General features: G+C 70.3%; 28 protein-coding genes. 11 read left to right on the top strand and 17 right to left on the bottom strand.

What is annotated here, in order from left to right; genetic code table 11:
• Nucleotides 1–365: 365 nt before the first annotated feature.
• Entirely contained in the window at nt 366–455 is a 90-nt protein-coding gene (locus tag ACQPZW_RS45080; protein ID WP_433792124.1) for a DUF1905 domain-containing protein, read from the top strand.
• 11 nt (nt 456–466) lie between these two features.
• Here ACQPZW_RS45080 and ACQPZW_RS45075 read toward each other — a convergent pair whose 3' ends face one another.
• Together ACQPZW_RS45075 and ACQPZW_RS45070 are read right to left on the bottom strand one after the other, a co-directional pair.
• Entirely contained in the window at nt 467–1045 is a 579-nt protein-coding gene (locus ACQPZW_RS45075; RefSeq protein WP_433792123.1) for a Uma2 family endonuclease, read from the bottom strand.
• 4 nt (nt 1046–1049) lie between these two features.
• The gene (locus ACQPZW_RS45070) at nt 1050–1526 is read right to left on the bottom strand and encodes a GNAT family N-acetyltransferase (protein ID WP_433792122.1); all 477 of its coding nucleotides are present in this window, start codon (nt 1524–1526) and stop codon (nt 1050–1052) included.
• A 62-nt stretch (nt 1527–1588) separates the two neighbouring features.
• Between ACQPZW_RS45070 and ACQPZW_RS45065 the strand changes: the two genes are divergently transcribed.
• Entirely contained in the window at nt 1589–2176 is a 588-nt protein-coding gene (locus ACQPZW_RS45065) for a TetR/AcrR family transcriptional regulator (RefSeq protein WP_433792121.1), read from the top strand.
• 4 nt (nt 2177–2180) lie between these two features.
• On the opposite strand, the gene ACQPZW_RS45060 is transcribed toward ACQPZW_RS45065, so the two are convergent.
• Nucleotides 2181–2801, bottom strand: coding sequence for a phosphoesterase PA-phosphatase (locus ACQPZW_RS45060; RefSeq protein WP_433792120.1), 621 nt, complete (start codon nt 2799–2801; stop codon nt 2181–2183).
• Between the two features lie 54 nt (nt 2802–2855).
• Nucleotides 2856–3305, bottom strand: a complete 450-nt coding sequence (locus ACQPZW_RS45055; protein WP_433792119.1) for a MarR family winged helix-turn-helix transcriptional regulator — start codon at nt 3303–3305, stop codon at nt 2856–2858.
• 244 nt (nt 3306–3549) lie between these two features.
• Here ACQPZW_RS45055 and ACQPZW_RS45050 point away from each other — a divergent pair, with 244 nt between their 5' ends.
• Genes ACQPZW_RS45050 through ACQPZW_RS45040 form a run of 3 tightly spaced genes read left to right on the top strand, consistent with a single transcriptional unit; the run spans nt 3550 to nt 6068 of the window.
• Nucleotides 3550–4458, top strand: a complete 909-nt coding sequence (locus tag ACQPZW_RS45050; protein ID WP_433792118.1) for a G5 domain-containing protein — start codon at nt 3550–3552, stop codon at nt 4456–4458.
• Nucleotides 4459–4506: 48 nt separating this feature from the next.
• A complete protein-coding gene (locus tag ACQPZW_RS45045) occupies nt 4507–5340 on the top strand; it encodes a nucleotidyltransferase domain-containing protein (protein WP_433792117.1) in 834 nt (277 codons plus the stop codon).
• On the top strand, nt 5337–6068 hold the full coding sequence (locus tag ACQPZW_RS45040) for a Type 1 glutamine amidotransferase-like domain-containing protein (protein ID WP_433792116.1): 732 nt from the start codon (nt 5337–5339) through the stop codon (nt 6066–6068). The genes ACQPZW_RS45045 and ACQPZW_RS45040 overlap by 4 nt, the downstream gene beginning before the upstream one ends.
• A gap of 118 nt (nt 6069–6186) precedes the next feature.
• On the opposite strand, the gene ACQPZW_RS45035 is transcribed toward ACQPZW_RS45040, so the two are convergent.
• Nucleotides 6187–6366: a hypothetical protein gene (locus tag ACQPZW_RS45035; protein ID WP_433792115.1), complete on the bottom strand. Its 180-nt coding sequence runs from the start codon at nt 6364–6366 to the stop codon at nt 6187–6189.
• Nucleotides 6367–6625: 259 nt separating this feature from the next.
• Between ACQPZW_RS45035 and ACQPZW_RS45030 the strand changes: the two genes are divergently transcribed.
• Complete coding sequence (locus tag ACQPZW_RS45030; RefSeq protein ID WP_433792114.1) at nt 6626–7522, top strand: hypothetical protein; 897 nt, start codon at nt 6626–6628, stop codon at nt 7520–7522.
• A 10-nt stretch (nt 7523–7532) separates the two neighbouring features.
• Here ACQPZW_RS45030 and ACQPZW_RS45025 read toward each other — a convergent pair whose 3' ends face one another.
• Both ACQPZW_RS45025 and ACQPZW_RS45020 read right to left on the bottom strand, forming a co-directional pair.
• Nucleotides 7533–7895 carry a PH domain-containing protein gene (locus ACQPZW_RS45025; RefSeq protein WP_433792113.1) on the bottom strand — a complete coding sequence of 121 codons (363 nt, stop codon included), beginning with the start codon at nt 7893–7895 and terminating at the stop codon, nt 7533–7535.
• A gap of 24 nt (nt 7896–7919) precedes the next feature.
• Nucleotides 7920–8231, bottom strand: a complete 312-nt coding sequence (locus ACQPZW_RS45020) for a 4a-hydroxytetrahydrobiopterin dehydratase (protein WP_433792112.1) — start codon at nt 8229–8231, stop codon at nt 7920–7922.
• Nucleotides 8232–8414: 183 nt separating this feature from the next.
• On the opposite strand from ACQPZW_RS45020, the gene ACQPZW_RS45015 reads away from it, so the two are divergent.
• Nucleotides 8415–8840 (top strand): (deoxy)nucleoside triphosphate pyrophosphohydrolase, encoded by a 426-nt coding sequence (locus tag ACQPZW_RS45015; RefSeq protein WP_433792111.1) that lies wholly within the window; start codon nt 8415–8417, stop codon nt 8838–8840.
• Here the strand turns inward: ACQPZW_RS45015 and ACQPZW_RS45010 are convergent.
• Entirely contained in the window at nt 8837–10372 is a 1536-nt protein-coding gene (locus ACQPZW_RS45010; protein WP_433792110.1) for a long-chain-fatty-acid--CoA ligase, read from the bottom strand. The genes ACQPZW_RS45015 and ACQPZW_RS45010 overlap by 4 nt on opposite strands.
• A 102-nt stretch (nt 10373–10474) precedes the next feature.
• Here ACQPZW_RS45010 and ACQPZW_RS45005 point away from each other — a divergent pair, with 102 nt between their 5' ends.
• The 4 genes from ACQPZW_RS45005 to ACQPZW_RS44990 all read left to right on the top strand — a co-directional run bounded on the left by ACQPZW_RS45005 (nt 10475) and on the right by ACQPZW_RS44990 (nt 14276).
• Nucleotides 10475–11104 (top strand): TetR/AcrR family transcriptional regulator, encoded by a 630-nt coding sequence (locus ACQPZW_RS45005; RefSeq protein ID WP_433792109.1) that lies wholly within the window; start codon nt 10475–10477, stop codon nt 11102–11104.
• Nucleotides 11101–12513: an aldehyde dehydrogenase family protein gene (locus tag ACQPZW_RS45000; RefSeq protein WP_433792108.1), complete on the top strand. Its 1413-nt coding sequence runs from the start codon at nt 11101–11103 to the stop codon at nt 12511–12513. The genes ACQPZW_RS45005 and ACQPZW_RS45000 overlap by 4 nt, the downstream gene beginning before the upstream one ends.
• 34 nt (nt 12514–12547) lie before the next feature.
• The gene (locus ACQPZW_RS44995) at nt 12548–13636 is read left to right on the top strand and encodes an alcohol dehydrogenase catalytic domain-containing protein (protein ID WP_433792107.1); all 1089 of its coding nucleotides are present in this window, start codon (nt 12548–12550) and stop codon (nt 13634–13636) included.
• 76 nt (nt 13637–13712) lie between these two features.
• Entirely contained in the window at nt 13713–14276 is a 564-nt protein-coding gene (locus tag ACQPZW_RS44990; protein ID WP_433792106.1) for a DUF6886 family protein, read from the top strand.
• 111 nt (nt 14277–14387) lie between these two features.
• On the opposite strand, the gene ACQPZW_RS44985 is transcribed toward ACQPZW_RS44990, so the two are convergent.
• From ACQPZW_RS44985 to ACQPZW_RS44945, 9 genes are read right to left on the bottom strand one after another with little or no spacing between them, the layout of a single operon-like run.
• Entirely contained in the window at nt 14388–14990 is a 603-nt protein-coding gene (locus ACQPZW_RS44985) for a TetR/AcrR family transcriptional regulator (RefSeq protein ID WP_433792105.1), read from the bottom strand.
• The gene (locus tag ACQPZW_RS44980; protein ID WP_433792104.1) at nt 14987–16186 is read right to left on the bottom strand and encodes an acyl-CoA dehydrogenase family protein; all 1200 of its coding nucleotides are present in this window, start codon (nt 16184–16186) and stop codon (nt 14987–14989) included. The genes ACQPZW_RS44985 and ACQPZW_RS44980 overlap by 4 nt, the downstream gene beginning before the upstream one ends.
• The gene (locus tag ACQPZW_RS44975) at nt 16186–17166 is read right to left on the bottom strand and encodes a phosphotransferase family protein (RefSeq protein WP_433792103.1); all 981 of its coding nucleotides are present in this window, start codon (nt 17164–17166) and stop codon (nt 16186–16188) included. The genes ACQPZW_RS44980 and ACQPZW_RS44975 overlap by 1 nt, the downstream gene beginning before the upstream one ends.
• Nucleotides 17163–17939 (bottom strand): SDR family oxidoreductase, encoded by a 777-nt coding sequence (locus ACQPZW_RS44970; protein ID WP_433792102.1) that lies wholly within the window; start codon nt 17937–17939, stop codon nt 17163–17165. The genes ACQPZW_RS44975 and ACQPZW_RS44970 overlap by 4 nt, the downstream gene beginning before the upstream one ends.
• Entirely contained in the window at nt 17936–18682 is a 747-nt protein-coding gene (locus ACQPZW_RS44965) for an SDR family oxidoreductase (protein WP_433792101.1), read from the bottom strand. Before ACQPZW_RS44965 ends, ACQPZW_RS44970 begins: the two co-directional genes overlap by 4 nt.
• Nucleotides 18683–18726: 44 nt before the next feature.
• Nucleotides 18727–19998 carry an ABC transporter substrate-binding protein gene (locus tag ACQPZW_RS44960; protein WP_433792100.1) on the bottom strand — a complete coding sequence of 424 codons (1272 nt, stop codon included), beginning with the start codon at nt 19996–19998 and terminating at the stop codon, nt 18727–18729.
• Nucleotides 19995–21053 carry a branched-chain amino acid ABC transporter permease gene (locus tag ACQPZW_RS44955; protein ID WP_433792099.1) on the bottom strand — a complete coding sequence of 353 codons (1059 nt, stop codon included), beginning with the start codon at nt 21051–21053 and terminating at the stop codon, nt 19995–19997. The genes ACQPZW_RS44960 and ACQPZW_RS44955 overlap by 4 nt, the downstream gene beginning before the upstream one ends.
• The gene (locus ACQPZW_RS44950; protein ID WP_433792098.1) at nt 21050–21928 is read right to left on the bottom strand and encodes a branched-chain amino acid ABC transporter permease; all 879 of its coding nucleotides are present in this window, start codon (nt 21926–21928) and stop codon (nt 21050–21052) included. The genes ACQPZW_RS44955 and ACQPZW_RS44950 overlap by 4 nt, the downstream gene beginning before the upstream one ends.
• 27 nt (nt 21929–21955) lie before the next feature.
• Nucleotides 21956–22675, bottom strand: coding sequence for an ABC transporter ATP-binding protein (locus ACQPZW_RS44945; RefSeq protein WP_433792097.1), 720 nt, complete (start codon nt 22673–22675; stop codon nt 21956–21958).
• Nucleotides 22676–22808 lie beyond the last annotated feature (133 nt).

Raw genomic sequence — 22808 nt, 5'->3', positions numbered from 1 at the left:
GGCTATCCGGGCGCGGGTGGGTAAACGGGAGTTCTCTGCTGCCGCCCCTGTCGTCAGGTCGAGACGGGGGCCGCCTCGCGCCGATGACACCGCGGCATGGTCAAGCTGTGCGGGAGGCGGGTCCGGGCCGTCGGGCTGCAGGCGATGCTGGTTGAATCCGTCATTGTGGAGTGGGTATTCGACGGTGAGGTCATCGAGTGGCGTGGGCCGGCGCCGTTCTTCTTCGTCGCCATGTCCGAGGCTGACAGCGCTGAACTCAAGGAAGAGGCCCGGTCCCTGATCTACTGGGGCCAGGTGCCGGTGCAGGTGGTGCTCGGGGCACCGAGTTCCGGACGGCGCTGTTTCCGAAGGACGGCCGCTACCTGGTGCCGCTCAAGGACGCCGTCCGCAAGGCCGAGGGCGTCGGCGAAGGCGACCACGTCACGGTCACCCTGCGCCCGGCCGGAAGATCCTGACCGAGGCGCTTTCAGGGACGCGGCGGGATGAGGCCGGCCAGGTCGATGTCGATGTCGAACGGCACCGGCCGGCGGAGCACACCACGGTGAATGCCTGAGGCGACATAGGACCTGGTCGGCTCGTCCAGCTCGTAAGCATGGACGACCGGCGCCCCGTCCTCGTCCTCGATCCGCCAGTAGTGCGGGATGCCGGCTTCCGCGTATTTGCGAAGTTTCACACCGCGGTCCCGGTGAGCTGACTCGGGCGAGACCACCTCGACCGCCAGAAGGACCTCCGCCGCATCGAAGAACGTGCGGTCGGGATCGTAGGCGGCGGAAGTCACGAGCAAATCCGGCTCGGGACGGTTGCGGGCGTCCAGCCGGATGGTCATCTCCCGCTCGATCTCGAATCCGGCCGGAGCCTGAGTGGTCAGCGCGTTCGTCAGTGCGGTGACGAGTCGTGCGTGCCAGGCGCGTTGCGGCGACATCATGAAGACGAGCGCTCCGTCGATGAGCTCGGTGTGCCGAGGAGCCTCGGGCAGGCGATCCAGGTCTTCCGCCAACCAGCCTTCTGCGCGTGGCGGATGCATCCACTCCGGTAGGGCGGTCATGGGACTAGGGTAGCGGACTGCTGAGGGTCAGAGTGCGCTCGTAGCAGACCGAGAGGCCGGAGCCGATGTAGGCGCCGAAGAGGGGGATCTCGTGGTACCCCTCTCGCTCGTAGAAGCGCATCGCGTCGGGCTGGGCCGGGCCGGTCTCCAGCTTGATCGTGGTCCAGCCGCGGTCCAGGGCGGCCGCCTCCAGGGCCCGCAGGATGGCGGTCGAGACGCCGGATCCGCGGGCGGCCGGAGTGACGTACATACGCTTGACCTCGGCTGTCGTCGCGTCCAGCCGGCGGAGGGCGCCACAGCCGGCCGGGGCGCCGTCGGCGTCGAGCGCGATCAGGAACAGGTCGATGTCGGCGGCGGAGGGTGGGGTGCCGGGCTCGTGGTCGCCGGTGCCGTAGCGGGCGTCGAGCTCGGTGCGCTGGGCGGCCCTCAGTGCGGCGCCGTCGGGGTCGTCCCAGGGGCGGGGTTCGATGGTGCAGGTCATGGCAGCCTCCATTCGGAACAGGTGTTACGGTAACAGCCGTTACGGAAAGTGGGGTGCGACGGGTGTCACGTACCGCGAATCGGCTGGCGCAGGGCGAGACGCTGTCCCGGGCGGTGTGGAGCGTGCTGGCCGAGCAGGGTCTCGAACGGCTCACCGTGCGGGCCGTCGCCACGGCGGCCGGGTGCACGACCGGGCTGGTCATGCACCGGTTCCCGAATCGGCAGGCGCTCCTGCTGCACGCGCGGCAGCTGCTGCACGGAGTGACCCGGGCGCGGGTCGAGGCGCTGGAGGCGGAGGCGGGGTCGCCGCGGGCGGCGTTGCGGGCCGTCCTGCATCAGGGGATGGCGCTCGACGAGCAGACCCGGCAGGAGGCGATCGTGTGGATGGGCTTTCTGGCTGCGGCGGTCACCGACGACGAGCTGATCGCCGAGCACAGGCGCAACAACCGGGCGTGGCGGGAGCGGGTCGAGCGGCTCACCGCGGCGGCCGCTCCGGAGTGGACGGCCGGGCGGGTCGCCACTGTCGCTCTGGCGCTGATCGCGATGACCGAGGGGGTGGCCGTCTATGCCGCCGCCGACCCGGCCGCCTTCCCGGCAACCGACCAGGAGCGGATGCTCGACGCCACCCTGACGGCGTACGGCCTGGGGTGAGCGGTCAGCGCAGGAGTGGGAAGACGGTTCCGGCGATGAGGGCGCCGACCAGGGCGCCGGCGACCACCTGGGCCGGGGTGTGCGCGGTGAGCCGGACCCGGGCCCAACAGCCGAGCAGCACCAGCGGGGCGCCGAGTAGGGCGATCTCGCCGTAGACGACGGTCAGCGCGGACACCGTGCCGGCCGCCACCCCGGCATGGATGGACATCTTCCACCAGTGGGTGACCAGGGCGAACGCGGCCAGGCCGACGCCGCCCGCGGTGAGCAGGGCGAGCACCTCGCGGGGCGCGCCCAGAGCCAGCATCAGCAGCAGGCCGGCCACCAGCGACGCGGTGCCGAAGAGCAGGGGGATCCGGCGGTCGGCGCGTTCCGGGATGTGATGGTTGGTGAGGCGGCCCTTGCGTACGCCGTGCAGGACGTAGCCGAGCGGGATGACCGCGGCGAACAGGGCGCCGGGCAGTCCCCACCAGCGGGAGACGCCGGGTGTGTCGCCGGCGTGCCACCCGATGGTGAGCAGGAGCACGGCGACCAGGACCGCGGGGGCGAGCACCTCGGAGACGACGACGGCGATCCGGTCGAGGGCGCCCGGGGCCGTCCGGGTGTCGTCGGTGGCAGCGTTCAGCACCGTTAGATCATCGCAACCCGGAGCCCCCGGCCCGGCGCCACGAAACGCGGAAGATCAGTGCTCGGCGGCCATCGCGTCGAAGGCGTTGGCCAGACGGCGCAGGTCGAGCCCGTCGAGGTGGTCGAAGATGTGCCGGCGGACACTGGCCAGGTGGGTCGGCCAGGCCTCGCGCAGCCGGTCCATGCCCTTCTCGGTGAGGACCGCGTTGGCGCCCCGGGCGTCCTCCTCGCAGCGGATGCGGCGCAGGCAGCCGAGTGACTCCAGTTTGGCGGCGAGGCGTGTCATGCCGCTCAGTGACATGTCGCAGGCGGTGGCGAGCTCGCTCATTCGCATGAGGTGGCCGGGAGTCTCGGAGAGGTTGCGCAACACCGCGTACTCACTGGCGGACATGCGCTGCTCCCGCATCAGGTCGGCGTCGAGGGCGCGTGGCATGACCAGCAGGAACCGGCCGAGGGCGCGCATCACGGCCTCCTCGTCCGGGCTGAGTGGCACAGGCGCGGGCATGGCAACGATCGTACGGCTGCGGCGCACGCCCCCGGTCGGCCGACTCTGCTCCTCGTCGGAGTAACGCGGGAGAGTGGTGACGGGGCGCGGGCGTCAGCTTTTCGGGTGACGGGCGGTGACTTGCCCGAGAGCCGGAAGAAGTGACAATGCTTTGGTGCAAAACCAGACAACTAGTGACTCTTGGCAGCATCTGCTCGAAATGCCACGAAAGTCTTGGTGGGCCCGACTGCCGTTCGGAGTCCGGATGACCGCGGGCGCGTGTGCGATGTTCGTGATCGTCGGTGGCGGCGTGGCCGGCGCCGTCTCCACGATGACCGCTCCCGGCCCGAGCGACATCACCGCCCAGCCCATCGACGCCGACCTCGGCGCACCGCGGCTCGAGGACGATCCGGAGGTCGTCAGCCGGGCCGCGGCCGCCGCCGAGCCGCCGCTCCGGCGGCAGGGCGAGACCACGGCCCCGACCAGCGCGCCGACCACCGCCGCGACGGCGAGGGCGACGGGGACGGCGACGGGGAAGAGCACAGCGGCGCCGTCGACAGGTCGGAGAGCACCGGCGCCGCGGGTCGCGACCGCCGCCGAGCAACTCAGCCGGGCCCGGGTGGCCGACGACCGCGCCGACCGGACCGGGCCGCGCCGCGCCCGTACCCTCGCTGAGGTCCCGGCCCTGCGCCAAGCGGCGGCCGCACCGGTCGTCACCACCCGGACCGACGTCGAGACCCGGGCCGTCCCGTTCGACACCCAGGTGGTCCGGGACCCGTCGATGCTCCGCGGCACCCGCCGGGTCACGACGCGCGGCGCGGCCGGTGAGCGGACGCTGCGTTACCTGGTGACGCTGACCGACGGCAAGCCGAGCTCCCGGCGCCTGCTCAGCAGCGCGGTGACGCGGGAGCCGCGGAACCGGGTGGTGACGGTCGGCTCGGCCCGTCCCGTGGAGCCGGACGTGGAGTGCGACCAGTTCCTCGGCATCTGCCTGCCGTTCGGGCGGACCGCGATGGCCTGCCCGGCCGGCGGAGCCGACGACCCGGCCGTCCCGGTGCCGGCACGCGCCGCTGACGAGAGTCCGGGGGACATCCTGATCTCCGAGGAGGACCGGGCGCTGCTGGGGCTCGGCAGGTTCGACGCGGGGGTGCCGGATACCGGCGAACTGTGTTGACGGTCACCGATCCTTGCGTGCGCGCCGGCCGGGTAACACGGTAGCGGCATGGCGCTGACCGACACCCGGCTGACCGATCTCGCCCACCGGCTGCTGACCGTGCCCGGCGTGGTGGGAGTGGTTCTCGGTGGCAGCCGGGCCCGCGGCACGCACACCGAGGACTCCGACTACGACCTGGGCCTCTACTACCGGGTGCCGCTGGACACCGGGCGGCTCGGCGAGCTGGCCACCGAGGTGTCCGGGCCGGGCGCCGGGCTGACCGAGCCCGGTGGCTGGGGGCCGTGGGTGGACGGCGGGGGCTGGTTGCGGATCGACGGGCATCCGGTCGACTGGATCTACCGCGACACCGACCGGGTGCACCGGTGCTGGGCCGATGCGGAGCAGGGGCGCTATGCATTCCACGTGCAGGCGGGTCATCCACTCGGAGTGCCCGATTTCTCGTACCCCGGCGAATTGGCCCTGAGCCGGATCCTCGCCGATCCGACCGGGGAGTTGGAGCGACTGCGGCGCCGCGCCCTGATCTACCCGCGCCCGCTGGCGGAGGCCCTGGTGGCCGGGCTGTGGGAGGCCGACTTCCTGATCGGGGTGGCACGCAAGGCGGTGTCGCGCGGCGACAGCGCGTACGTGGCGGGGTGCCTGTTCCGGATTGCCGGAGTGTGCGCGCACGCCCTGCACGGCGCGGCCGGACACTGGCTGGTCAACGAGAAGGGCGCGGTGGCGGCAGCCGCCCTGCTGCCCGGTGCGCCGGAGCGGTTCCGGTCGCGGATGGACGCGGTGTTCGCCGCGGTCGACGGCGATCCGGTCCGCCTGAGCAGCGCCATCGATCTGATCGCCGATCTCGTCCTGGAGACCACCGACGCGTGCGTGATGATGATGCGGTGACCGCCGACGTCCCCACCATCCTCGCCACCAGCGCCTTTCTGCGATCCGGCGGCCGTGGCCCGCTCGATCTGCGGCCGGGACGGGCCCACCGTCTCGCCGCCGAGCTGGCGAACTCGAAGACGCCCCGGATCTGCTTCCTGGGCCAGGCGAGCGGGGACGCGGAGGCGCGGATCGGCGCCTACTACGCCGCGTTCGCCGGCACCGGGTTCGTCGCGTCACACCTGCAGCTCTTCCCGATGCCTAACGTCGCCGACATCCGCGCGCACCTGCTCGCCCAGGACGTCATCTGGGTGGGCGGGGGCAGCGTCGCGAACCTGTGCGCGGTCTGGCGGGTGCACGGCGTCGACGAGATCCTGCACGAGGCGTGGCAGGCCGGCGTGGTGCTCGGCGGCGTCTCGGCCGGCTCGATCTGCTGGCACGTCGGCGGCAGCACCGACAGCTTCGGCCCGGAGCTGCGCGGCTTCACCGGTGGCCTGGGGTTCCTGCCGTTCAGCAACGGCGTGCACTACGACGCCGAGGAGCGGCGGCGGCCGGTGATGCACGAGCTCATCGGGTCCGGCATCCTGCCGGACGGCTACGCCACCGACGACGGCGCGGGGCTGATCTTCCGGGGCACGTCACTGTCCGAGGCGGTCGCCGATCATCAGGGGCCGCGGGGGTACGAACTGAGGCGCGCCGCCGACGGGACCGTGCTCGAGACGCCGTTGCCGACCCGCGTCCTGACCTAGGCTGAAGGCGTTGTGACTTCCGGAGTCCATCAGTTCGTGTGAGGGAGAGCCATGTCCGACCGGACCGGCAAGGGCGGCGAAGGCGGAAGCTGACGCGCGTGGTCTCGCCGCGGCGTGGTCAGTGCAGAGCGACCGTGGCGAGGCCCACCAGCACCGCGGAGAGCAGCATCGCGGCCGCGAAGATGGCGTTGTGGCCGATCAGGAGTCGCCGATGTGGCTGCCCGCCCTCACCCCCGCCCGGCATCGACAGGGCGTCGAGGTCGTGACCGAACATCTCGGTCCGGTATCTCCGGGTCAACGGCCTCTGCATGTGGCTCAGCACCGGGGATCGCCTCCGCGAGGTTGGGGATCGACTCTGGTGGAACTCCCGGTAGCATGCGACGGGCCGGAAACGGTGGGCAAGGGTTGGCCGCGAAAAATAATCGCGGGTGGGCCGGACTGGCATGACCGTTCCACTGATCGGACAACGGATATCGGGCGAACAGCCGTCCCCGAGCGATGCCATTCACTCTTTATGAGGATTTGTCGGTAACGATCGTTTCGCCATCATTGGGACGATGCCGGAGACTCCGACGATCTCTCACACCCTGTTCAGGGGCACCCTGAACGTCTCGGTCGTGCTCATCGGCCTGGCGTCGGGCGTCGCGCAACTCGCGGGGATACCCGTCCGGTTCGCCCAGTGGGCCCTCACCGCGATCTTCCTGGCCTGCCTGCTCTACTTCGTGGTCCGCCTGTGGCAACTGGCGTTCGTCGTCAAGATCCGCGAGCTGAAGACCGACCTGCAGGACGCCACCCGGCTGCTCACCCTGCAGCAGGCCGGCCACCAGCACTACCTGGACGCCATCCAGCGGATCAGCGACCGCGAGAAGCCGCTCTACTCGGAGATCCTCGAAGTCCTCGTCCTGATCGGCGCCGACGACGACAGCGACCGCATCGTGGAGAAGCGGATCACCACCCCGGAGCCGCTGGTCACCAACCGGACCATGCGGCCGATCGTGCCGACCGGCACGGACCGGCTCACCCGGCTCGACGAGATCGCGTTCAAGATGCTGCGGCCGGCCGGCGGCGGCATCACCGCCCTGCCGCTGGAGCAGAGCAGGCTGCTCCGGGTGTGGCTGATCTTCGAGCCGGCGATCACCACGCCCACCGAATGGCAGGTCGAGTATCGTCCCCGCGGGCTCTGGGGCCCGCTGCGTGAACGCGGCTGGGACCAATTGGTCTGGGAGGACCGGCTGCCGATCGCGAGTGGCACCTCGGCGGCGTTCACCCTCCAGGTCACCTTCAGCTTCCCGGACAGCGATCAGCCGCCGAGCGTCAAGGAGCGGCAGGGGTACGGACGGTTCGCTGAGCCGGAACGCGATCATCGCGGCCGTTGGGACGTGGTGTGGCGCGACGAGCGACCCGCCGGCCGCCGGTACGTATGGGATCTGACGCAGGCGGTCGGCGGGAAGTGACCGGCCGAGGTCAGGATGCCTGGCTGAGGATCAGGTTGTGCACGTGGTGGGCCTTCTCCGAGCCACGGAACTCGACCTCGTACGTGCTGGTGCCGACCGCGATGGCGATCGTGCCCGAGGAGAAGAACTGGCCGGCCCAGCTCTTGTTGCTGACCACGCTGACGCTGCTGACCTTGGAGTACGGGATGCTGGTGATGGCGAACCGCTTCCCGACATAGGACTGGTCCTGAATGATGATCCGGCGGTTGGTGAGTCCGATGAACCCGGTCCCCGCGCCGATCGCGTCATAGACCGCGATGATCTGCTCGCCCTCCAGCAGTCCGCTCTGGACCTGCTCGAGCTGACCCTTGTTGTCGTACACCACGTCAGTCATGCGGCGCAGCGTAGTCCGCCCGGATCATGGCCTCTCGACCACGGTGCGATAGAAGTCCTCGATCCGGGCCGCCAGGGTGACCTCACCGTCGGTGATGGCCGTGCCGTCCTGCGACCCCAGGCAGATCTGTGTGTGACCGTTGATTCGCCGGATGCTTGGCCGTATGTGAAGAGTGTCCGCCGCCACCTTGATACGTTCGGTCAAGGCGGCGTGCTGACTGTCGTCACACGCCAGATCGCGGCGCAACTGGACGCCGTCGCGGGTCCAGCCGCTCAACAACGCCAGGGCGTCGTTGAGATAATCCGAGCCGGTGTCCCGGCGTCTTCTCGCCCGCACTCCGCACCCCCCTTAGCGTCGTTGCCGGCTTGTGGCCGAACTGTCGCCGGATCGTCATGGTCGGTGCCCCACAGTTTCGTCCTCCCGGGCACCCCTGTCCACGCCCACATATCCGTGTTTGCGTGACGATCGGGGCACCACCGGGCAACCTGAACGATGAACTTTCGTGAGATCTTGGATCGCATGCGGCCCGAACAATACGTCAAACCGGCGCCATCACCCAGGGTGATCGTCGCGGCGGTGATCATCACCGCCGGCCGGGTCCTCGCCTGTGAGCGCAGCTCCCCACCCGAGGCGGCCGGCCGATGGGAGTTCCCCGGCGGCAAGGTCGAGGCGGGGGAGACCGACCAGCAGGCGCTGGCCCGCGAGTGCGCCGAGGAGCTGGGCGTACGCGTCGAGGTCGGCGCCCGCGTCGGGCCGGACGTGCCACTGGCCCACGGCCGTGCCGTCCTCCGTGTCTACGCCGTCGAGTTGCTCGGCGGCGACGTACCGGAGGCGCTGGAGCACCGCTCCATGCGCTGGCTGACCGTGGACCAGTTGGACAGTGTCCCGTGGCTGCCCGCCGACGTTCCGATCGTCGCCGAGCTGCCACCGCTGCTCAAGGCCTAGCTGTACTGCTTGCGCAGCTCCCGCTTCAGGACCTTCATGCTCGGGCCGAGCGGCAGCGACTCGGTGAACCGCACCTGACGCGGGTACTTGTGCTTGCCCAGCCGCTCCTTGGACCACTCGATCAGCTCGTCCCCGGTGAGTCCGGAGTCCTCGAGCACCACCACGGCGCAGATCTCCTCACCCAGCGTCTCGTCGGCCACGCCGATCACCGCGACCTGCTGGATCGACGGGTGCCGGGCCAGGACCTCCTCCACCTCACGCGGGTAGACGTTGAAGCCGCCGCGGATGATCAGGTCCTTGGTCCGGTCGACGATGCTGATGAAGCCCTGCTCGTCGCGCACGCCCAGGTCTCCGGTCCGGAACCACCCGTCGACCAGGGCCTCCGCGGTCGCCTCCGGCCGGTTCAGGTAGCCGGCGAACACGTTGTGCCCGCGGATCACGATCTCCCCGAGCTCCCCGTCCGGCACGAACTCGATGCTCTCCGGCACCTCCGGGCGGGCGATCTCCACCTCGACACCCCAGATCGGGTGCCCGACCGTGCCGGGTTTCGCTCCGAACGAGGGCTGGTTGGTGGTCGCCGTAGGTGAGGTCTCGCTCAGCCCGTACCCCTCCCAGATGGTCGAACCGAAAGCCGCCGCGAACTTCTCCAGGACCGCCACCGGAAGCGACGCGCCACCGGAGACGCACAGCTTCAGCTTCGGCAGGCTGTCGGCCTTGGCCGCCGCCTCCAGCAGTCCGATGTACATGGTCGGCACGCCGTGGAAGATCGTGACGTTCTCCCTGATCATCAGCTCGATCGCCGCCTCGCCGGTGAACCGCGGCAGCAGCACCAGCGTCCCACCGAGCCGGAACGTCGCGTTCATCCCCACGGTCTGGCCGAACGTGTGGAACAGCGGCAGGCAGCCCATCACCACGTCGTCTCCGGTCAGCGGGTGCACGTCGAAGACGTTCACGGCCGCGTTCATCACCAGGTTGAGGTGGGTGAGCAGGGCGCCCTTCGGCTTCCCGGTCGTGCCGCTGGTGTAGAGGATGACGGCGACGTCCTCGGCCTCGACCGTCACGTAGGTCCGCACCGGCTCCAGCCCGGCCGAGATCTGGTCCAGGCGCGGCGGGTACTGCGGCAGACCCTCCGGCAGCGGGCCGACATTGGCCAGCGGGGTGCCGGTCGCGGCCGCCGCGGCCGCGCCGACCTGGAGGAACGCCGAGTGCGTGACCAGGAGCTTCGCGCCACTGTCAGCCAGCACGTAGCCGACCTCCTCGGCGTTGAGCAGCAGCGACACCGGCACGATCCGGGCGCCGACGGCGAGCGCGGCGTAGTAGACCCGCGGGAAATCGCCCACGTTCGGGATCATCACCGCCACCGTGTCGCCGCGGCCGATGCCCAATTCCTTCAAACCGGCGGCGTACGACCGGGTCTGCGCCCAGAGTTCGCGATAGGGAATCCGGCCGCCGGCCTCGTCGACGATCGCCACCTTCTCGGGGTACCGGCGGGCGGCCTCGGCCAGAACCGTGGCGAGGGAAAGCGTCGTCATGGCTGATCTCCCTTAGTGATGTACGTCGCAGCTGTGCTTAAACTAGCGGCGTAAGTTTTTACACGTCCAGTGTTGATTTCGTCTTTCTTCAGGAGTTCCGGTATGGCCCGCCCCCGGCAAGCCCTCCTCACGCGGGAGCGCATCGTCGAGGCGGCCGCCGCTCTCATCGACGCGGAGGGAATCGACGCCTGCTCGATGCGGCGCCTCGCCACCGAGCTGGGGGTGCAGGGACCGTCGCTCTACAACCACTTCGCCACCAAGGCGGAGATCGTCGACGCGGTCGCTGAAGCCGTCGTCGCGCAGGTCGACATCACCGTCTTCCGGGGCAACGACTGGCGCGAAGGGCTGCGGCTGTGGGCGAAGTCGTACCACAGCGTGCTCGCCGCGCATCCGCACATCGTCCCGGTGCTGGCCACCGGGCCCGGCCGTCGTCCGGCCGGGCTGGCCATGGCCGAGGCCGTCTACGGCGCGCTGATCAAGGCGGGCTGGTCCCGGGCGCGGGCCACCCACATCGGCGCGCTGATGCGATACCTGATCACCGGCTCCGCGCTCGGCTCCTTCGCCCTCGGCTTCGAGGCCGACCCGGAGCTGTACGACCGCTTTCCGCACCTGCACCGCGCCCACGAGCTCGCCGCGCATCGCGACGCCGTCGACGAGGGCGCGTTCGAGCTCGGGCTCGACCTGCTGATCAACAGCCTTTCCGACCGTTACGACCAGGGGGTACGCCGATGACGTCGGTCTTCCGTGATGAGCACTGGATCGGTGGCGCGTACGTGCCGTCCGCCTCCACCGAGCGCATCGGAGTCGAGAACCCGTACACCGAGGAGGTCTTCGGGCACGTGCCAGCCGGCACCGCCGAGGACGTCGACCTCGCCGTCTCCGCCGCCCGCGCCGCCTTCGACGGCTGGGCCTTCGGCCTGACACCGGCCGAGCGCGGCGCTGCCCTCGGCCGGCTGCACCGGGCGCTCACCGCCCGCGCCGACGAGATCGCCCGGATCGTCGGCCTCGAACTGGGCACCCCGCTCAAGATCGCCAAGGCGGTCCAGACGGGCCTGCCCCTGACGGTCCTCGCGGGGTACGCGGAACTCGCGGCCCAGCCGGCGCAGGAGGAGACGATCGGGAACTCCCTGGTCGTCCACGAGCCGATCGGCGTGGTCGGTGCGATCACCCCGTGGAACTATCCGCTGCACCAGGTCGTCGCCAAGGTCGGCGCGGCCCTGGCGGCCGGATGCACGGTGGTCCTCAAGCCGAGCGAGCTGACCCCGCTCACGGCGTACCTGCTGGCCGACGCGGTCGCCGAGGCCGACCTGCCGCCCGGCGTATTCAACCTGGTCACCGGCACCGGCCCGGCCGTCGGGTCGGCCATCGCCGGGCACCCCGGCATCGACATGGTGTCGTTCACCGGCTCCACCCGCACCGGCGCCGCCATCAGCCACGCCGCCGCCGACCGCATCGCCAAGGTGTCGCTCGAGCTCGGCGGCAAGTCCGCCAACGTGATCCTCGAAGACGCCGACGTGGTCAGAGCGGTCAAGGTCGGCGTCGGCAACGCCTTCCTCAACAGTGGCCAGACGTGTACGGCATGGACCCGCATGCTGGTCCACCGCAGCCACTACGACGAGGCCGTCGAACTGGCCGCCAAGACCGCCGCCGGCTACACCCTCGGCGACCCGTTCGACGCGGCCACCCGGCTCGGGCCGCTCGCCTCCGCCGGGCAGAAGGAACGCGTCCGCGGCTTCATCGAACGCGCCACGGCACGGCTCGTCGCCGGCGGCCTCGACGCCCCCGTCCCCGGCCAGGGGCACTTCGTGGCGCCGACCGTCTTCGCCGACGTCGACCCGGACAGCGAGATCGCCCAGGAGGAGATCTTCGGTCCCGTCCTGTCGATCATCGCGTTCGGCGACGACGACGAGGCCGTGGCGATCGCCAACAACTCGAAGTACGGGCTGGCCGGCGCCGTGTGGGGCTCCGAGGCGCGGGCGGTCGCGGTGGCCCGTCGGCTGCGCACCGGCGCCGTCGACGTCAACGGCGGCTCGTTCAACCCGTTCGCCCCGTTCGGCGGGTACAAGCAGTCCGGTATCGGCCGTGAGCTCGGCGCCTACGGGCTGACCGAGTTCCAGCAGGTGAAGGCGATCCAGAGATGAGCGTTCGGTTGATCGGCGGCTTGGGGGTCACACGGTGAGTCACTACATGTCCGGGCTCGTCGTCCGGGAGGCCGGCGTCCCCGCCGCGCTGGCCGAGCTGCGGCTCCCCGAGATCGGGCCCGGCCAGGTGCGGGTCCGGGTCCGGGCTGCCGGGGTCTGCCACTCCGACCTGTCCATGGTGAACGGCACGCTCCGGCCGCCGCACCCGCTGATCCTCGGGCACGAGGCGGCCGGTGAGGTCGTCGAGATCGGCGAGCACGTCACCCGGGCCGCCGTCGGTGACCACGTGGTGCTCAACTGGCAGCCCGCCTGCCGGAGCTGCTGGTTCTGCGAACACGGGGAGCCGTGGCTGTGCAGCACCTCGCACGGGGTCGCGGCACTGTCCAACGGCATCACCCTCGACGACGTGCCGGTCCACGTGACCCTCGGCGTGGGGGCGTTCGCCGAACAGGTGGTGGTGCCGGAGAACGCGGTCATACCCGTACCCTCCGAGCTTGATTTCGATCTCGCGGCTCTGCTCGGATGCGCCGTCCTGACCGGGACCGGCGCGGTGCGCAACACCGCCCGGGTGGCGCCCGGCGAATCGGTCGTGGTCATCGGCCTCGGCGGGGTCGGTCTGTCGGTCGTCACCGCGGCCCGTGCCGCCGGTGCCGGCCAGGTGATCGCGGTGGACGTCTCCGAGGCCAAGAAGGGGCTGGCCGAGGCGGCCGGGGCCACCGACTTCGTGGTCTCCTCGGACAACCTGTCCAAGGACATCCGGGCCCGCACGAACCGGCTAGGCGCCGACCACGCCATCGAATGCGTCGGCCGGGCCGCGACCATCCGCGCCGCCTGGCGGGCCACCCGCTCCGGCGGCCAGGTGACCGTGGTCGGTATGGGTGCGGCCGACGACATGGTGCAGCTCAGCGCCCTGGACATCTTCTCGTCGGCGCGGACTCTGCGGGCCTCGGTGTACGGGCAGGCCGACACCGACCTGGAGGTTCCGGCCCTGGCCCGCGACGTCCTCGACGGCAGGCTCGACCTGAGCCACCTGATCACCGACCGGATCACGCTGGCCGAGGTGCCCGCCGCCTTCGACCGGATGTCCCGCGGCGAGGGCGCCCGCTCCGTAGCCATCCTCTGACCACACTGCGCCGCCTTCGCGGACGTCGGATCTCTCCGGGCCGACGTCCGCGCCGGCGGTGCGATAGAAAGACCTGATGCGTCCGGAACCGGGTCAGGTGCTGCACTTCTCCGAGGATCCGACGATCACGCGGTTCGTGCCGCACGTCGCGGCCACCGCCCAGCAGCCCGAGGCCTACGTGTGGGCCGTCGATCACGATCGGGCCCCGGACTACTGGTTCCCACGGCAGTGCCCGCGCGCGCTCGCCTGGGTGCGGCCCGGCGTCACCACCGACGAGGACCGGGAACGCATCATCGGCGCGGGCTGCGGCGACCGCGTCCACGCGATCGAGTACGCCTGGTGGGAGGCGATGCGGACCATCCGGCTGTACGCGTACCGGCTCCCCGCCGGGCCGTTCTGCCCGATCGGGGAGCCGGAGTCACACGCTCACGTGGCCACCACACCGGTCGAGCCCCTCGGCCCACCGGAACCGGTCGGCGACCTGATCGCCTGTCACGCCGCCGCCGGAATCCAGCTGCGCCTGCTCGACAACCTGTGGCCCTTCTGGGATCAGGTCGTCACCAGCACGATCGCCTTCAGCGGCATCCGCCTCCGCAACGCCGCACCCCGGCCACACCCTCGCTCCGCCGCGATCCTGTGAGGTCCGCGGGGCCTGGTCTCACGTCGGGCCTGGTCTCACGTCGGGTCCGGCCTCACGCGGGCCGGACCTCGCGCGGGGCCTGGCCTCGCGTGGTCGGCGCGGTCGGTCTGCTCAGCGGGTGGCTGCTGCCCCGGCAGGGTTGATCAGGGCGGTCACGACCCGGGCGAGCGCGGCCTGGGCGCTGTCCACCGGCAGACCCATGGCGTCACGCCATGTGGCCCACGTCGGCCAGAGACTGGCCGCGGTCAGCGCGTTGAGCAGCTCCTCGTCACTGCCGATCTCCGCCGGAAAGGTGGAGGTCAGCTCGTCGCGGACCCGAGTGGTGTGCAGTTTGCGGTACCGCTGCAAGCCGGCCGAGAACGGCTCCTTCAGCGCCGAGGCCCGCGCCGCGGGCCCTATCTCCTCCAGCAGGCGGGCCCGCTGACGGCAGAACGCCTCGATCCGCTCGGCCAGCGGCAGGTCCGCCGGAATCGGCCGGTACGACGCGTCGCGCTGCTCCAGAACTCGCTGGCCACTCGCCGCCATCAGCGCTTCCATGTCGGCGAAGTGGCTCCACAGGGCGCGCAGCGACACGCCGGCCAGCTTGGCCACCCGGTCGGCGGTGGGACGCATGTCCCCCTCGCCGATCAGCTGGAGATGCGCGTCGATGATCGCGTTGCGGGTCCGTTCGGACCGCGCAGTACGCCCGTCGACCCGCGTGGTGGGGTTGGTCACGAACCACTCCGGTAACGCTTGAGCTCACGGTGGGCCAGGGACCGCTTGTGCACCTCGTCCGGCCCGTCGGCGAGTCGCAGCATACGGGCGCTGGCGAACAGCCCGGCAAGCGGGAAGTCCTGTCCGAGGCCGGCCGCGCCGTGCGTCTGGATCGCCTTGTCGACGATCCACTCCACGGTGGACGGCACGACGATCTTGATCGCCTGGATCTCGGTGTGCGCGCCCCTGTTGCCGACCGTGTCCATCAGCCAGGCGGCCTTGAGCACGAGCAGGCGGGCCTGCTCGATCCGGACCCGGGACTCGGCGATCCAGTCCTGGATGACGCCCTGCTCGGCGAGCGGCTTGCCGAACGGCGTACGGACCAGCGCCCGCGTGCACATCAGCTCCAGCGCCCGCTCGGCCATGCCGATCAACCGCATGCAGTGGTGGATACGGCCGGGTCCCAGACGGGCCTGGGAGATCGCGAACCCGCCGCCCTCCTCGCCGATCAGGTTGGTCGCCGGCACCCGGACGTTCTCGAAGACCATCTCGGCGTGGCCGCCGTGGTCGCCGTCGGTGTAACCGAGCACGGTCATGCCCCGCTCGACGGTGACACCCGGCGTGTCGCGGGGCACCAGGATCTGGCTTTGCTGCAGGTGCCGTGGCGCGTCGACGTCGGTCTTGCCCATCACGATGAAGATCTTGCAGTTCGGGTTCATCGCGCCGCTGATGTAGAACTTGCGCCCGTTGATGACGTAGTCGTCGCCGTCGCGGTCGATGCGGGTGCCGATGTTGGTCGCGTCGGAGGAGGCCACCTGCGGCTCGGTCATCGCGAAGGCGGAGCGGATCTCACCGGCCAGCAGCGGCTTGAGCCACCGCTCCTTCTGCTCGTCGGTCCCGAAGTCGGCCAGGACCTCCATGTTGCCGGTGTCCGGGGCGGCGCAGTTCAGCGCGGCCGGGGCGATCGCCGGGCTACGGCCGGTGATCTCGGCGAGCGGCGCGTACTGGAGGTTGGTGAGACCGGCGCCGTGGTCACCGGGCAGGAAGAGGTTCCACAGGCCGGCCTCCTTGGCGGCCGCCTTCAGCCCCTCCAGCGCGGTCGGCGGTTCCCACCCGTCGGTGTGGTAGGTGGGCTCCGCCGGGTAGACGTGCTCGTCCATGAAGGCGAGCAGCCGCTTGCGGTAGTCCTCGGTCTTCGCGTCGTACTCGAAGTCCATCAGTGTCCTTCCAACGCTCGGTGGCCCTGCTCGACCAGGGCGGGGACCATGGCTCCCACGGTGTCGAAGCCGGGGCCGACCGTCTGGCCCTTGGTGTAACGGAAGTGCACGCCCTCCAGGATGACGGCGAGCTTGAACGCGGCGAAGCCGATATACCAGTGCAGGTCGCTGACGTCGCGCTTGCTGCGCTCGGCGTAGCGGGCGGCGATCTCGTCGAGCGTGGGGTGCCCGGGGATGTCGATCGGAGCGAGCGGCCGACCGTCGCGTTCCAGCAGCGGCCGACCGGCGTAGATCTGCATCAGGGCCAGGTCGCTGAGCGGATCACCCAGTGTGGACATCTCCCAGTCGAGCACCGCATTGACCGCCAGCTCATCGCTGACCAGCACGTTGTCCAGGCGGAAGTCGCCGTGCACGACAGCGCCCGGACCTCCGGCCGGGATGTCGGTGGCCAGCCGGGCATGCAGTTCGTCGATGCCGGACAGCTCCCGGCTGCGCGACGCGTCGAGCTGCTGCTTCCAGCGGCGGACCTGCCGGGCGTTGAAGCCCTCCGGCTTGCCGAAGTCGCCCAGGCCGATCGCCGCCGGGTCCAGCGAGTGCAGGTCGGCGAGTGTGTCCACCAGGGTGAACGTCAGCGCCCGGAAGTCGACCTTCTCGATCAGCGCGGCGTCCCGGTAGATCGTCCCGTCCACGTGCTCCATCAGGTAGAACGGCGCCCCGATCACCTCGGTGTCGGTGCAGAGCCGCACCGGGGCCGGCACCGGGAAGCCGACCTTGGAGAGCGCGTCGAGGACCTTGTGCTCGCGGACCATGTCGTGCGCGGTGGGCAGCACGTGCCCCAGCGGCGGCCGGCGCAGCACCCAGCGGTTGACGCCGTCGGTGACCGCATACGTCAGGTTCGACCTGCCGCCCGCGAACATCGTCCCGGAAAGCGGCGGGCTGTCCAGGTAGGCCTGGAGTCTCTCCAGGTCGAGGCCCTTCACTGGGACTCGAATCCGCGCTGGAGTTTGTTCATGCCCCCCAGCCAACGATCCGGATCGCTCGCGCGCAAGCGGTAGTAGCCCTCGACCTCGGGATGCGGGAGGATCAGGAAGTTACCGCCGTCGAGCGAGCCGGCGACCAGGTCGGCGACCGATTCGGGCGCCAGGGCGCCCTCGGCCAGCAGCGAGGCCGCGCCACTGCCACGGTCGTTGCCGCGGGTCAGCATGTCGGTGCGCACACCCTGCGGGCAGAGCGCCTGGACGATCAGACCCCGATGCGCGTACGTGGCGCGCAGCCACTCCGCATAGGCCAGAGCCGCGTGCTTCGTCACCGAGTAGGTGGCGCTGCCCAACAGGGTCAGCAGCCCGGCCGCGCTCACCGTGATCAAAAGCCGTTTCGGCTCGCCGCTGTCCAGCCAGCGCGGCAGCAGCGCCCGGCTCACGTAGACGTGCGACATCACGTTGACCCCGAAGTCGCGCTGCCACTGAGCGTCGGGCGTCGTCTCGTCACCTGCCGACAGCACCCCGGCGTTCGAGCAGAACAGGTCGATCCCGCCCAGCTCCGCGAAGGCCGTCTCGACCAGCTCCCGGACGTCCTCCTCGCGGGCCGCGTCGCCGGGAACCGCGATGCCGCCGATCTCGCCGGCGACCGCCCAGGCCGCTTCCGCGTTCACGTCGTTCACCACGACCCGGGCACCGTCGGCGGCGAACCGGCGGGCCAGCGCCGCCCCGATCCCGCCGCCGGCGCCGGTGACCACCACGCGCTTGAGGCTCACTGGACTGACCCGGTCAGGGTGATGCCGCCGTCGATCACGATGGTCTGCCCGGTGATCCAGGCGGCGTCCGGCGAGCAGAGGAAAGCCACGGTGCCGGCCACGTCGTCGGTGTTGCCGAGCCGCTGGAGCGGATACGTGGCCGCCACCTCCGCCTCCCGCCCCTCGTAGAGGGCGGAGGCGAACCGCGTCTTCACGACCGCGGGCGCGACGGCGTTGACCCGGATCTTCGGGGCCAACTCGACCGCGAGCTCCTCGGTGAGGTGGATGAGGGCGGCCTTGGTGGTGCCGTAGAACGCGATCCCCGGCGCCGGGCGGACACCGGAGACCGACGAGATGTTGACGACCGAACCGCCGGTCTCGGCCAGCCCGCCGCGCAGCGCCTCCTGAATCCAGCCCAGCGTGCCGATCAGGTTGACCTCGGCCATCTTGCGGGCGGCGTTCAGGTCCAGGGTGGCCAGCGGACCGTACGCCGGGTTGATCCCGATGTTGTTGATCAGCGTGGTGACCGGCCCGAACCGCTCCCGCACGGCGTCGACGACGGCGGCCCGGTGTGCCGGGTCGTCGCCCTTGCCGGCCACGCCGAGCGCCACCTCGGGGCCGCCGAGCTCCTTCACGGCGGCCTCGAGGGCGTCGGCGTCACGGCCGGTGACGGCGACTCTCGCCCCCTGGGCGATGAAGCGTTGCGCGATGGCGAACCCGATTCCCCGGCTTGCTCCGGTCACGATTGCTACCTGGTCGGCCATCGCCCAACCTCCTGAGTCGTATTTTTGCAGTGCAAGTGCAGATATTACGCGGCAGGCACACCGCTCGGTGGCGGTGTCACGGCCTGCCCCTGGTACGCCGCGACGGGGCCCTCGGCGTCGTCGGTGGTGTACGGCGTGCCGAAGAACACCGCCTTACCTCCCTCGACCTTGGTGAGCTGAGCTCCGCCGTACCCCGAGTGGTCCGTGGCCGAGAATCGCAGCGGCACCAGGCCCGGGCCCTGGAAACCGTTCTTCGTGACGGCTTCGAGCAGCTTGTCGCGGGTCACGTCCTTACCCGCGGCCTGGAGCGCCTGCACGAACAGGTATCCGACCGACATGCCGTACACGATGTTGTTGTCGAACTCGGCGTTGCCGTTGTGCTCCGCGTTGACCTTCTTGAACAGCTGGATCCACGGGTTCGCGTCGTCGGTGTTCAGTGGCAGGTAGTTGGTCGCCACCACGCCTTCGAGCAGAGGAGCACCCGCCCCGAGCGCTTTGCCGACGGTGGTCGGGTCGGAGCCCACGTTACTGACGACGAACTGCGGTTTGAACGCAATCTTCGCAGCGGTTCCGATCGACAGGGCAGTGAAACCGGGCACAGTCGCGAGCACGACCACCTCGCAGCCGGCCGCCTTGAGCGCGCCCATCTGCGGCCCGACGTTCGGGTTGCTGGTCACGTAGCTCTCCTTGGCCGTGACCGCACCGAGGACCTTCTCCACGCCGGCCAGACTGTCCCGGCCGAAGTCGTCGTCCTGGCCCAGGAAGCAGGTCTTCTTCCCGGCCAGGTTCTCCTTGATGTAGGTCCCCAGGATCTTGCCCTCGACCGTGTAGTCCGGGTTGAAGCCGAACGTCCCCGGATACTTGTCGGCCTGGTTCCAGCTGCGGCTGCCGCTGGCCACGAAGAGGTCGGGCACCCGGTTGGTCTTGAGGAAGTCGAGCACACCGGTGTGCGTGGGCGTCCCGAGGCCGTTGAGAACCGCGAAGACCTTGTCCTGCAGCACCAGCTCACGCACCACGGTCTGGGTGTTCGCCGGGTTGTAGCCGTCGTCCTTGATCTTGTAGGTGATCTTCCGGCCGTGCACGCCACCGTTCGCGTTGACGTAGTCGAAGTACGCCTTGGTGGCCGGCGCGATCTTCGAGTAGCCGCCCGCGGCCGGGCCGGTCAGCGGCATGTGCGTGCCGACCACGATCTCCGTGTCGGTCACGCCCGGCACGTTCGCGCCGCCGCCCGAGCTGCTGCCGCCACCGCCCTCGTTCGTGCAGCCGGCCGTTGCCAGCAGCACGACGGACAGAGCCGCCGTTGCCATGCGTTTCATCGGTTCCTCCTGATCAGGCGTGAAATTCGAGATGGGATGGATGCGAGGCCGCCCGGGGCGGCGAGCATGACGACGACGAGCACGACACCGAAGACGATCAGCGCCAGGTTTCCCTCCAGCCGCTGCGAGCCGGTCTGCTCACCGACGGACTGGGACAGCGCGGGCAGCACCACCAGCAGCAATGCGCCCCACAACGCCCCGAAGAGGCTCCCGAGGCCGCCGATCACGATCGCCATGAGCAGGAACAGGGAGAGCGTCAACGGGAAGGCGCCAGGCGACACGCTCTGCGCGAGATAGGCGAACAGGGCGCCGGCGACACCGGCACAGGCGGCGCTCACCACGAAAGCCAGCACCTGGGTACGCGCGATGTTGATCCCGGCCAGCTTGGCGGCGGTCTCGTCGTCACGGACCGCCCGCAGATCCCGTCCGAACCGGCCGCGCACCAGCAGCGCCAGCAGCAGCACCACGACCAGTGCCGCGCTCCAGCACAGCCAGGCCTGCCACTGCTCCATCGGGTACTGCTCGGGAGGCGGGTTCAGGAACACCGACAGGCCCTGATCGCTGTTGAACGTCTCGTCGAACGTGCTGGTCACCGACGGGACGACGATCGCGACGGCGAGCGTCAGGCCGGCCAGGTAGGGCCCGCGCAACCGGGCCGCGGCCAGGCCGATCACCGCGCCCACCGCCGTCGTCACCAGCACCGCGAGGGCGAAGCTGAGCGGTAGGCTCTCCCACCTGTTCTGAGCCAGGGCCAGTGTGTAGGCACCGGTCGCCATCAGCGCGCCGTGCCCCAGCGACAACTGCCCGTTCAGTCCGGTCAGGACGGTCAGTCCCGCGGTCACACAGAAGTAGGCGCCCACCGTGGCCAGCTGATAGTTACGGAACGGCGGCAGCACGTAGGTCAGCGCGACGACCAGGACCGCGCCGACCGCGATCACGATCACCGGGTGCACGCGCAGGCGGCGTCTCGGGAGGGCCGGACCCACGTCGGGCGCGGTCTCCGGCACGGCCTTCGTCGGATCGGCCTGGTGTTTCGCTGCGGTGCGGCCGGTCATGCCACCCTCGCTTTCGAGCTGGAGAACAGTCCGCCCGGCCGGCCGAGCAGAACCACGACGAGCAGAGCGAGAACCGCCATCGGGGCGACCGTGACGTCGATGTATCCGCTGACGTACGACAACAGGACGCCGACGATCAGCCCGCCCACGACAGCGCCGATCGGACTGTCCAGACCGCCCACGACGGCCGCCGCGAACGCCGACACGAAGACCACGTCCATCGCCGTCGGGTGCACACCCAGCTCGGTGGGGACGACGAGGATCCCGGCCAGCGAGCCCACGGCCGCGGCCAGTGCCCAGCCGAGCGTCAACATGCCGCCCACCGACACACCGAGCAGCCTCGACACGTCAGGAGCGAAGGCCGCCGCTCGCATCCGGAGCCCGATCGCCGTACGCGTGAAGAGCAGCGTGAGAGCGATGACCACGATGCCCACCGCCGCGATGACGAACAGGTCGTACCGCGACAGGATCGCCACCCCGCCGACCTCGAACGCGTCCCGGCTGAACGGCGTCGCGAACGGGAGGAACTCGTTGCCGTAGACGATGCCGAGCACGCCCTGCAGGATCAGGACCAGCCCGAGCGCGACCACCACCCCGTTGAGCGGCGACGAGTGGTCCACGAACCGCATCACCACCCGCTCGACGGTGACGCCCAGCGCCAGCCCGGCCAGCAGCGCCGCCCCGAAGCCGAGCCAGTACGACCCGGTGGCGTTCGTGACCGAATACGCGACGTACACCGCCGCCACCGCCATCGCGCCCTGTGCGAAGTTGACGATCCGCGCCGCCCGCCAGATCAGCACCAGGGCCAGCGCGAACGCGGAGTAGACCAGCCCGCGGCTGAGCCCGTCGAAGGTCAGATAGATGAACTCGTTCATGCCGTCACCACGGCTTGCTCGCTCATGTCAGAACCCCAGGTAGGCGTGACGGAGATCGGCGTCGTCGCGGAGCACCGACGCCCGGTTGCGCACCACCACCCGGCCCAGTGACAGCACCACGCCCTCGTCGGCGATGGAGAGCGCACTGCGAACGTTCTGCTCGACCAGCAGAACGGCCAGCCCGGTACGCGCCCTCAGGTCACGTAGCAGGGTCATGATGTGGAGGGTCACCTTCGGGGCGAGGCCCAGCGACGGCTCGTCGAGCAGCAGCAACCGTGGCCGCCCGACGAGTGCCCGGCCCAGGGCGAGCATCTGACGCTCCCCTCCGGACAGTTGGTGCCCGGCGAAGGTCCGCCGCTGTGCCAGTGAGGGGAACAACTCGTACACCTCGTCGAGCGCCGCTTTCGCGTCGGCCCGGTCACGCCGCCACAGGCCGCCGAGCCGTAGGTTCTCGTCGACGGTGAGCTCGGTGACCACGCCGCGGCCCTCGGGGACGTGCGCGATGCCGCGCCGCACCAGATGCTCCACCTTGGTGCCGGCCAGATCGTCGCCGTCCAGGAGGACTCGGCCGCGGGTGCATTTGACCAGGCCGGACAGCGTCCGCAGCAGGGTCGTCTTGCCGGCGCCGTTCGCCCCGAGCACGGCGACGATCTCGCCCGGCTGGACGGTGAGGTCCACATCGTGCAGGACGGGCGCCGCGCCGTAGCCGGCGGTGATGCCTTCGACCTGCAACAACGCGCCGCTCATCGGCGTCTTCCCGCCGACGCGGGGGTACGCGTGATCATCGGCGCTCCTCCTTCGGGGCCGCTCGTGGATGTGTTTCCGGGTATGCCGAATAGGCCGGGAAATGGCCGGCTTTCCGGAGATGACAAGGAGAGCC

It is taken from the genome of Actinoplanes sp. CA-252034, assembly GCF_050956125.1.
Taxonomy (GTDB): domain Bacteria; phylum Actinomycetota; class Actinomycetes; order Mycobacteriales; family Micromonosporaceae; genus Actinoplanes.
This window is presented reverse-complemented; position numbering and strand designations above follow the sequence as displayed.

What these genes read in the sequence shown, in the direction of transcription:
- ACQPZW_RS45075 (WP_433792123.1), bottom strand. Translation starts at nt 1,045, where the DNA reads ATGACCGCCCTACCGGAGTGGATGCATCCGCCACGCGCAGAAGGCTGG.
- ACQPZW_RS45070 (WP_433792122.1), bottom strand. Translation starts at nt 1,526, where the DNA reads ATGACCTGCACCATCGAACCCCGCCCCTGGGACGACCCCGACGGCGCC.
- ACQPZW_RS45055 (WP_433792119.1), bottom strand. Translation starts at nt 3,305, where the DNA reads ATGCCCGCGCCTGTGCCACTCAGCCCGGACGAGGAGGCCGTGATGCGC.
- ACQPZW_RS45050 (WP_433792118.1), top strand. Translation starts at nt 3,550, where the DNA reads ATGACCGCGGGCGCGTGTGCGATGTTCGTGATCGTCGGTGGCGGCGTG.
- ACQPZW_RS45045 (WP_433792117.1), top strand. Translation starts at nt 4,507, where the DNA reads ATGGCGCTGACCGACACCCGGCTGACCGATCTCGCCCACCGGCTGCTG.
- ACQPZW_RS45030 (WP_433792114.1), top strand. Translation starts at nt 6,626, where the DNA reads ATGCCGGAGACTCCGACGATCTCTCACACCCTGTTCAGGGGCACCCTG.
- ACQPZW_RS45025 (WP_433792113.1), bottom strand. Translation starts at nt 7,895, where the DNA reads ATGACTGACGTGGTGTACGACAACAAGGGTCAGCTCGAGCAGGTCCAG.
- ACQPZW_RS45015 (WP_433792111.1), top strand. Translation starts at nt 8,415, where the DNA reads ATGCGGCCCGAACAATACGTCAAACCGGCGCCATCACCCAGGGTGATC.
- ACQPZW_RS45010 (WP_433792110.1), bottom strand. Translation starts at nt 10,372, where the DNA reads ATGACGACGCTTTCCCTCGCCACGGTTCTGGCCGAGGCCGCCCGCCGG.
- ACQPZW_RS45005 (WP_433792109.1), top strand. Translation starts at nt 10,475, where the DNA reads ATGGCCCGCCCCCGGCAAGCCCTCCTCACGCGGGAGCGCATCGTCGAG.
- ACQPZW_RS45000 (WP_433792108.1), top strand. Translation starts at nt 11,101, where the DNA reads ATGACGTCGGTCTTCCGTGATGAGCACTGGATCGGTGGCGCGTACGTG.
- ACQPZW_RS44990 (WP_433792106.1), top strand. Translation starts at nt 13,713, where the DNA reads ATGCGTCCGGAACCGGGTCAGGTGCTGCACTTCTCCGAGGATCCGACG.
- ACQPZW_RS44980 (WP_433792104.1), bottom strand. Translation starts at nt 16,186, where the DNA reads ATGGACTTCGAGTACGACGCGAAGACCGAGGACTACCGCAAGCGGCTG.
- ACQPZW_RS44965 (WP_433792101.1), bottom strand. Translation starts at nt 18,682, where the DNA reads ATGGCCGACCAGGTAGCAATCGTGACCGGAGCAAGCCGGGGAATCGGG.
- ACQPZW_RS44960 (WP_433792100.1), bottom strand. Translation starts at nt 19,998, where the DNA reads ATGAAACGCATGGCAACGGCGGCTCTGTCCGTCGTGCTGCTGGCAACG.
- ACQPZW_RS44955 (WP_433792099.1), bottom strand. Translation starts at nt 21,053, where the DNA reads ATGACCGGCCGCACCGCAGCGAAACACCAGGCCGATCCGACGAAGGCC.
- ACQPZW_RS44950 (WP_433792098.1), bottom strand. Translation starts at nt 21,928, where the DNA reads ATGAACGAGTTCATCTATCTGACCTTCGACGGGCTCAGCCGCGGGCTG.
- ACQPZW_RS44945 (WP_433792097.1), bottom strand. Translation starts at nt 22,675, where the DNA reads ATGAGCGGCGCGTTGTTGCAGGTCGAAGGCATCACCGCCGGCTACGGC.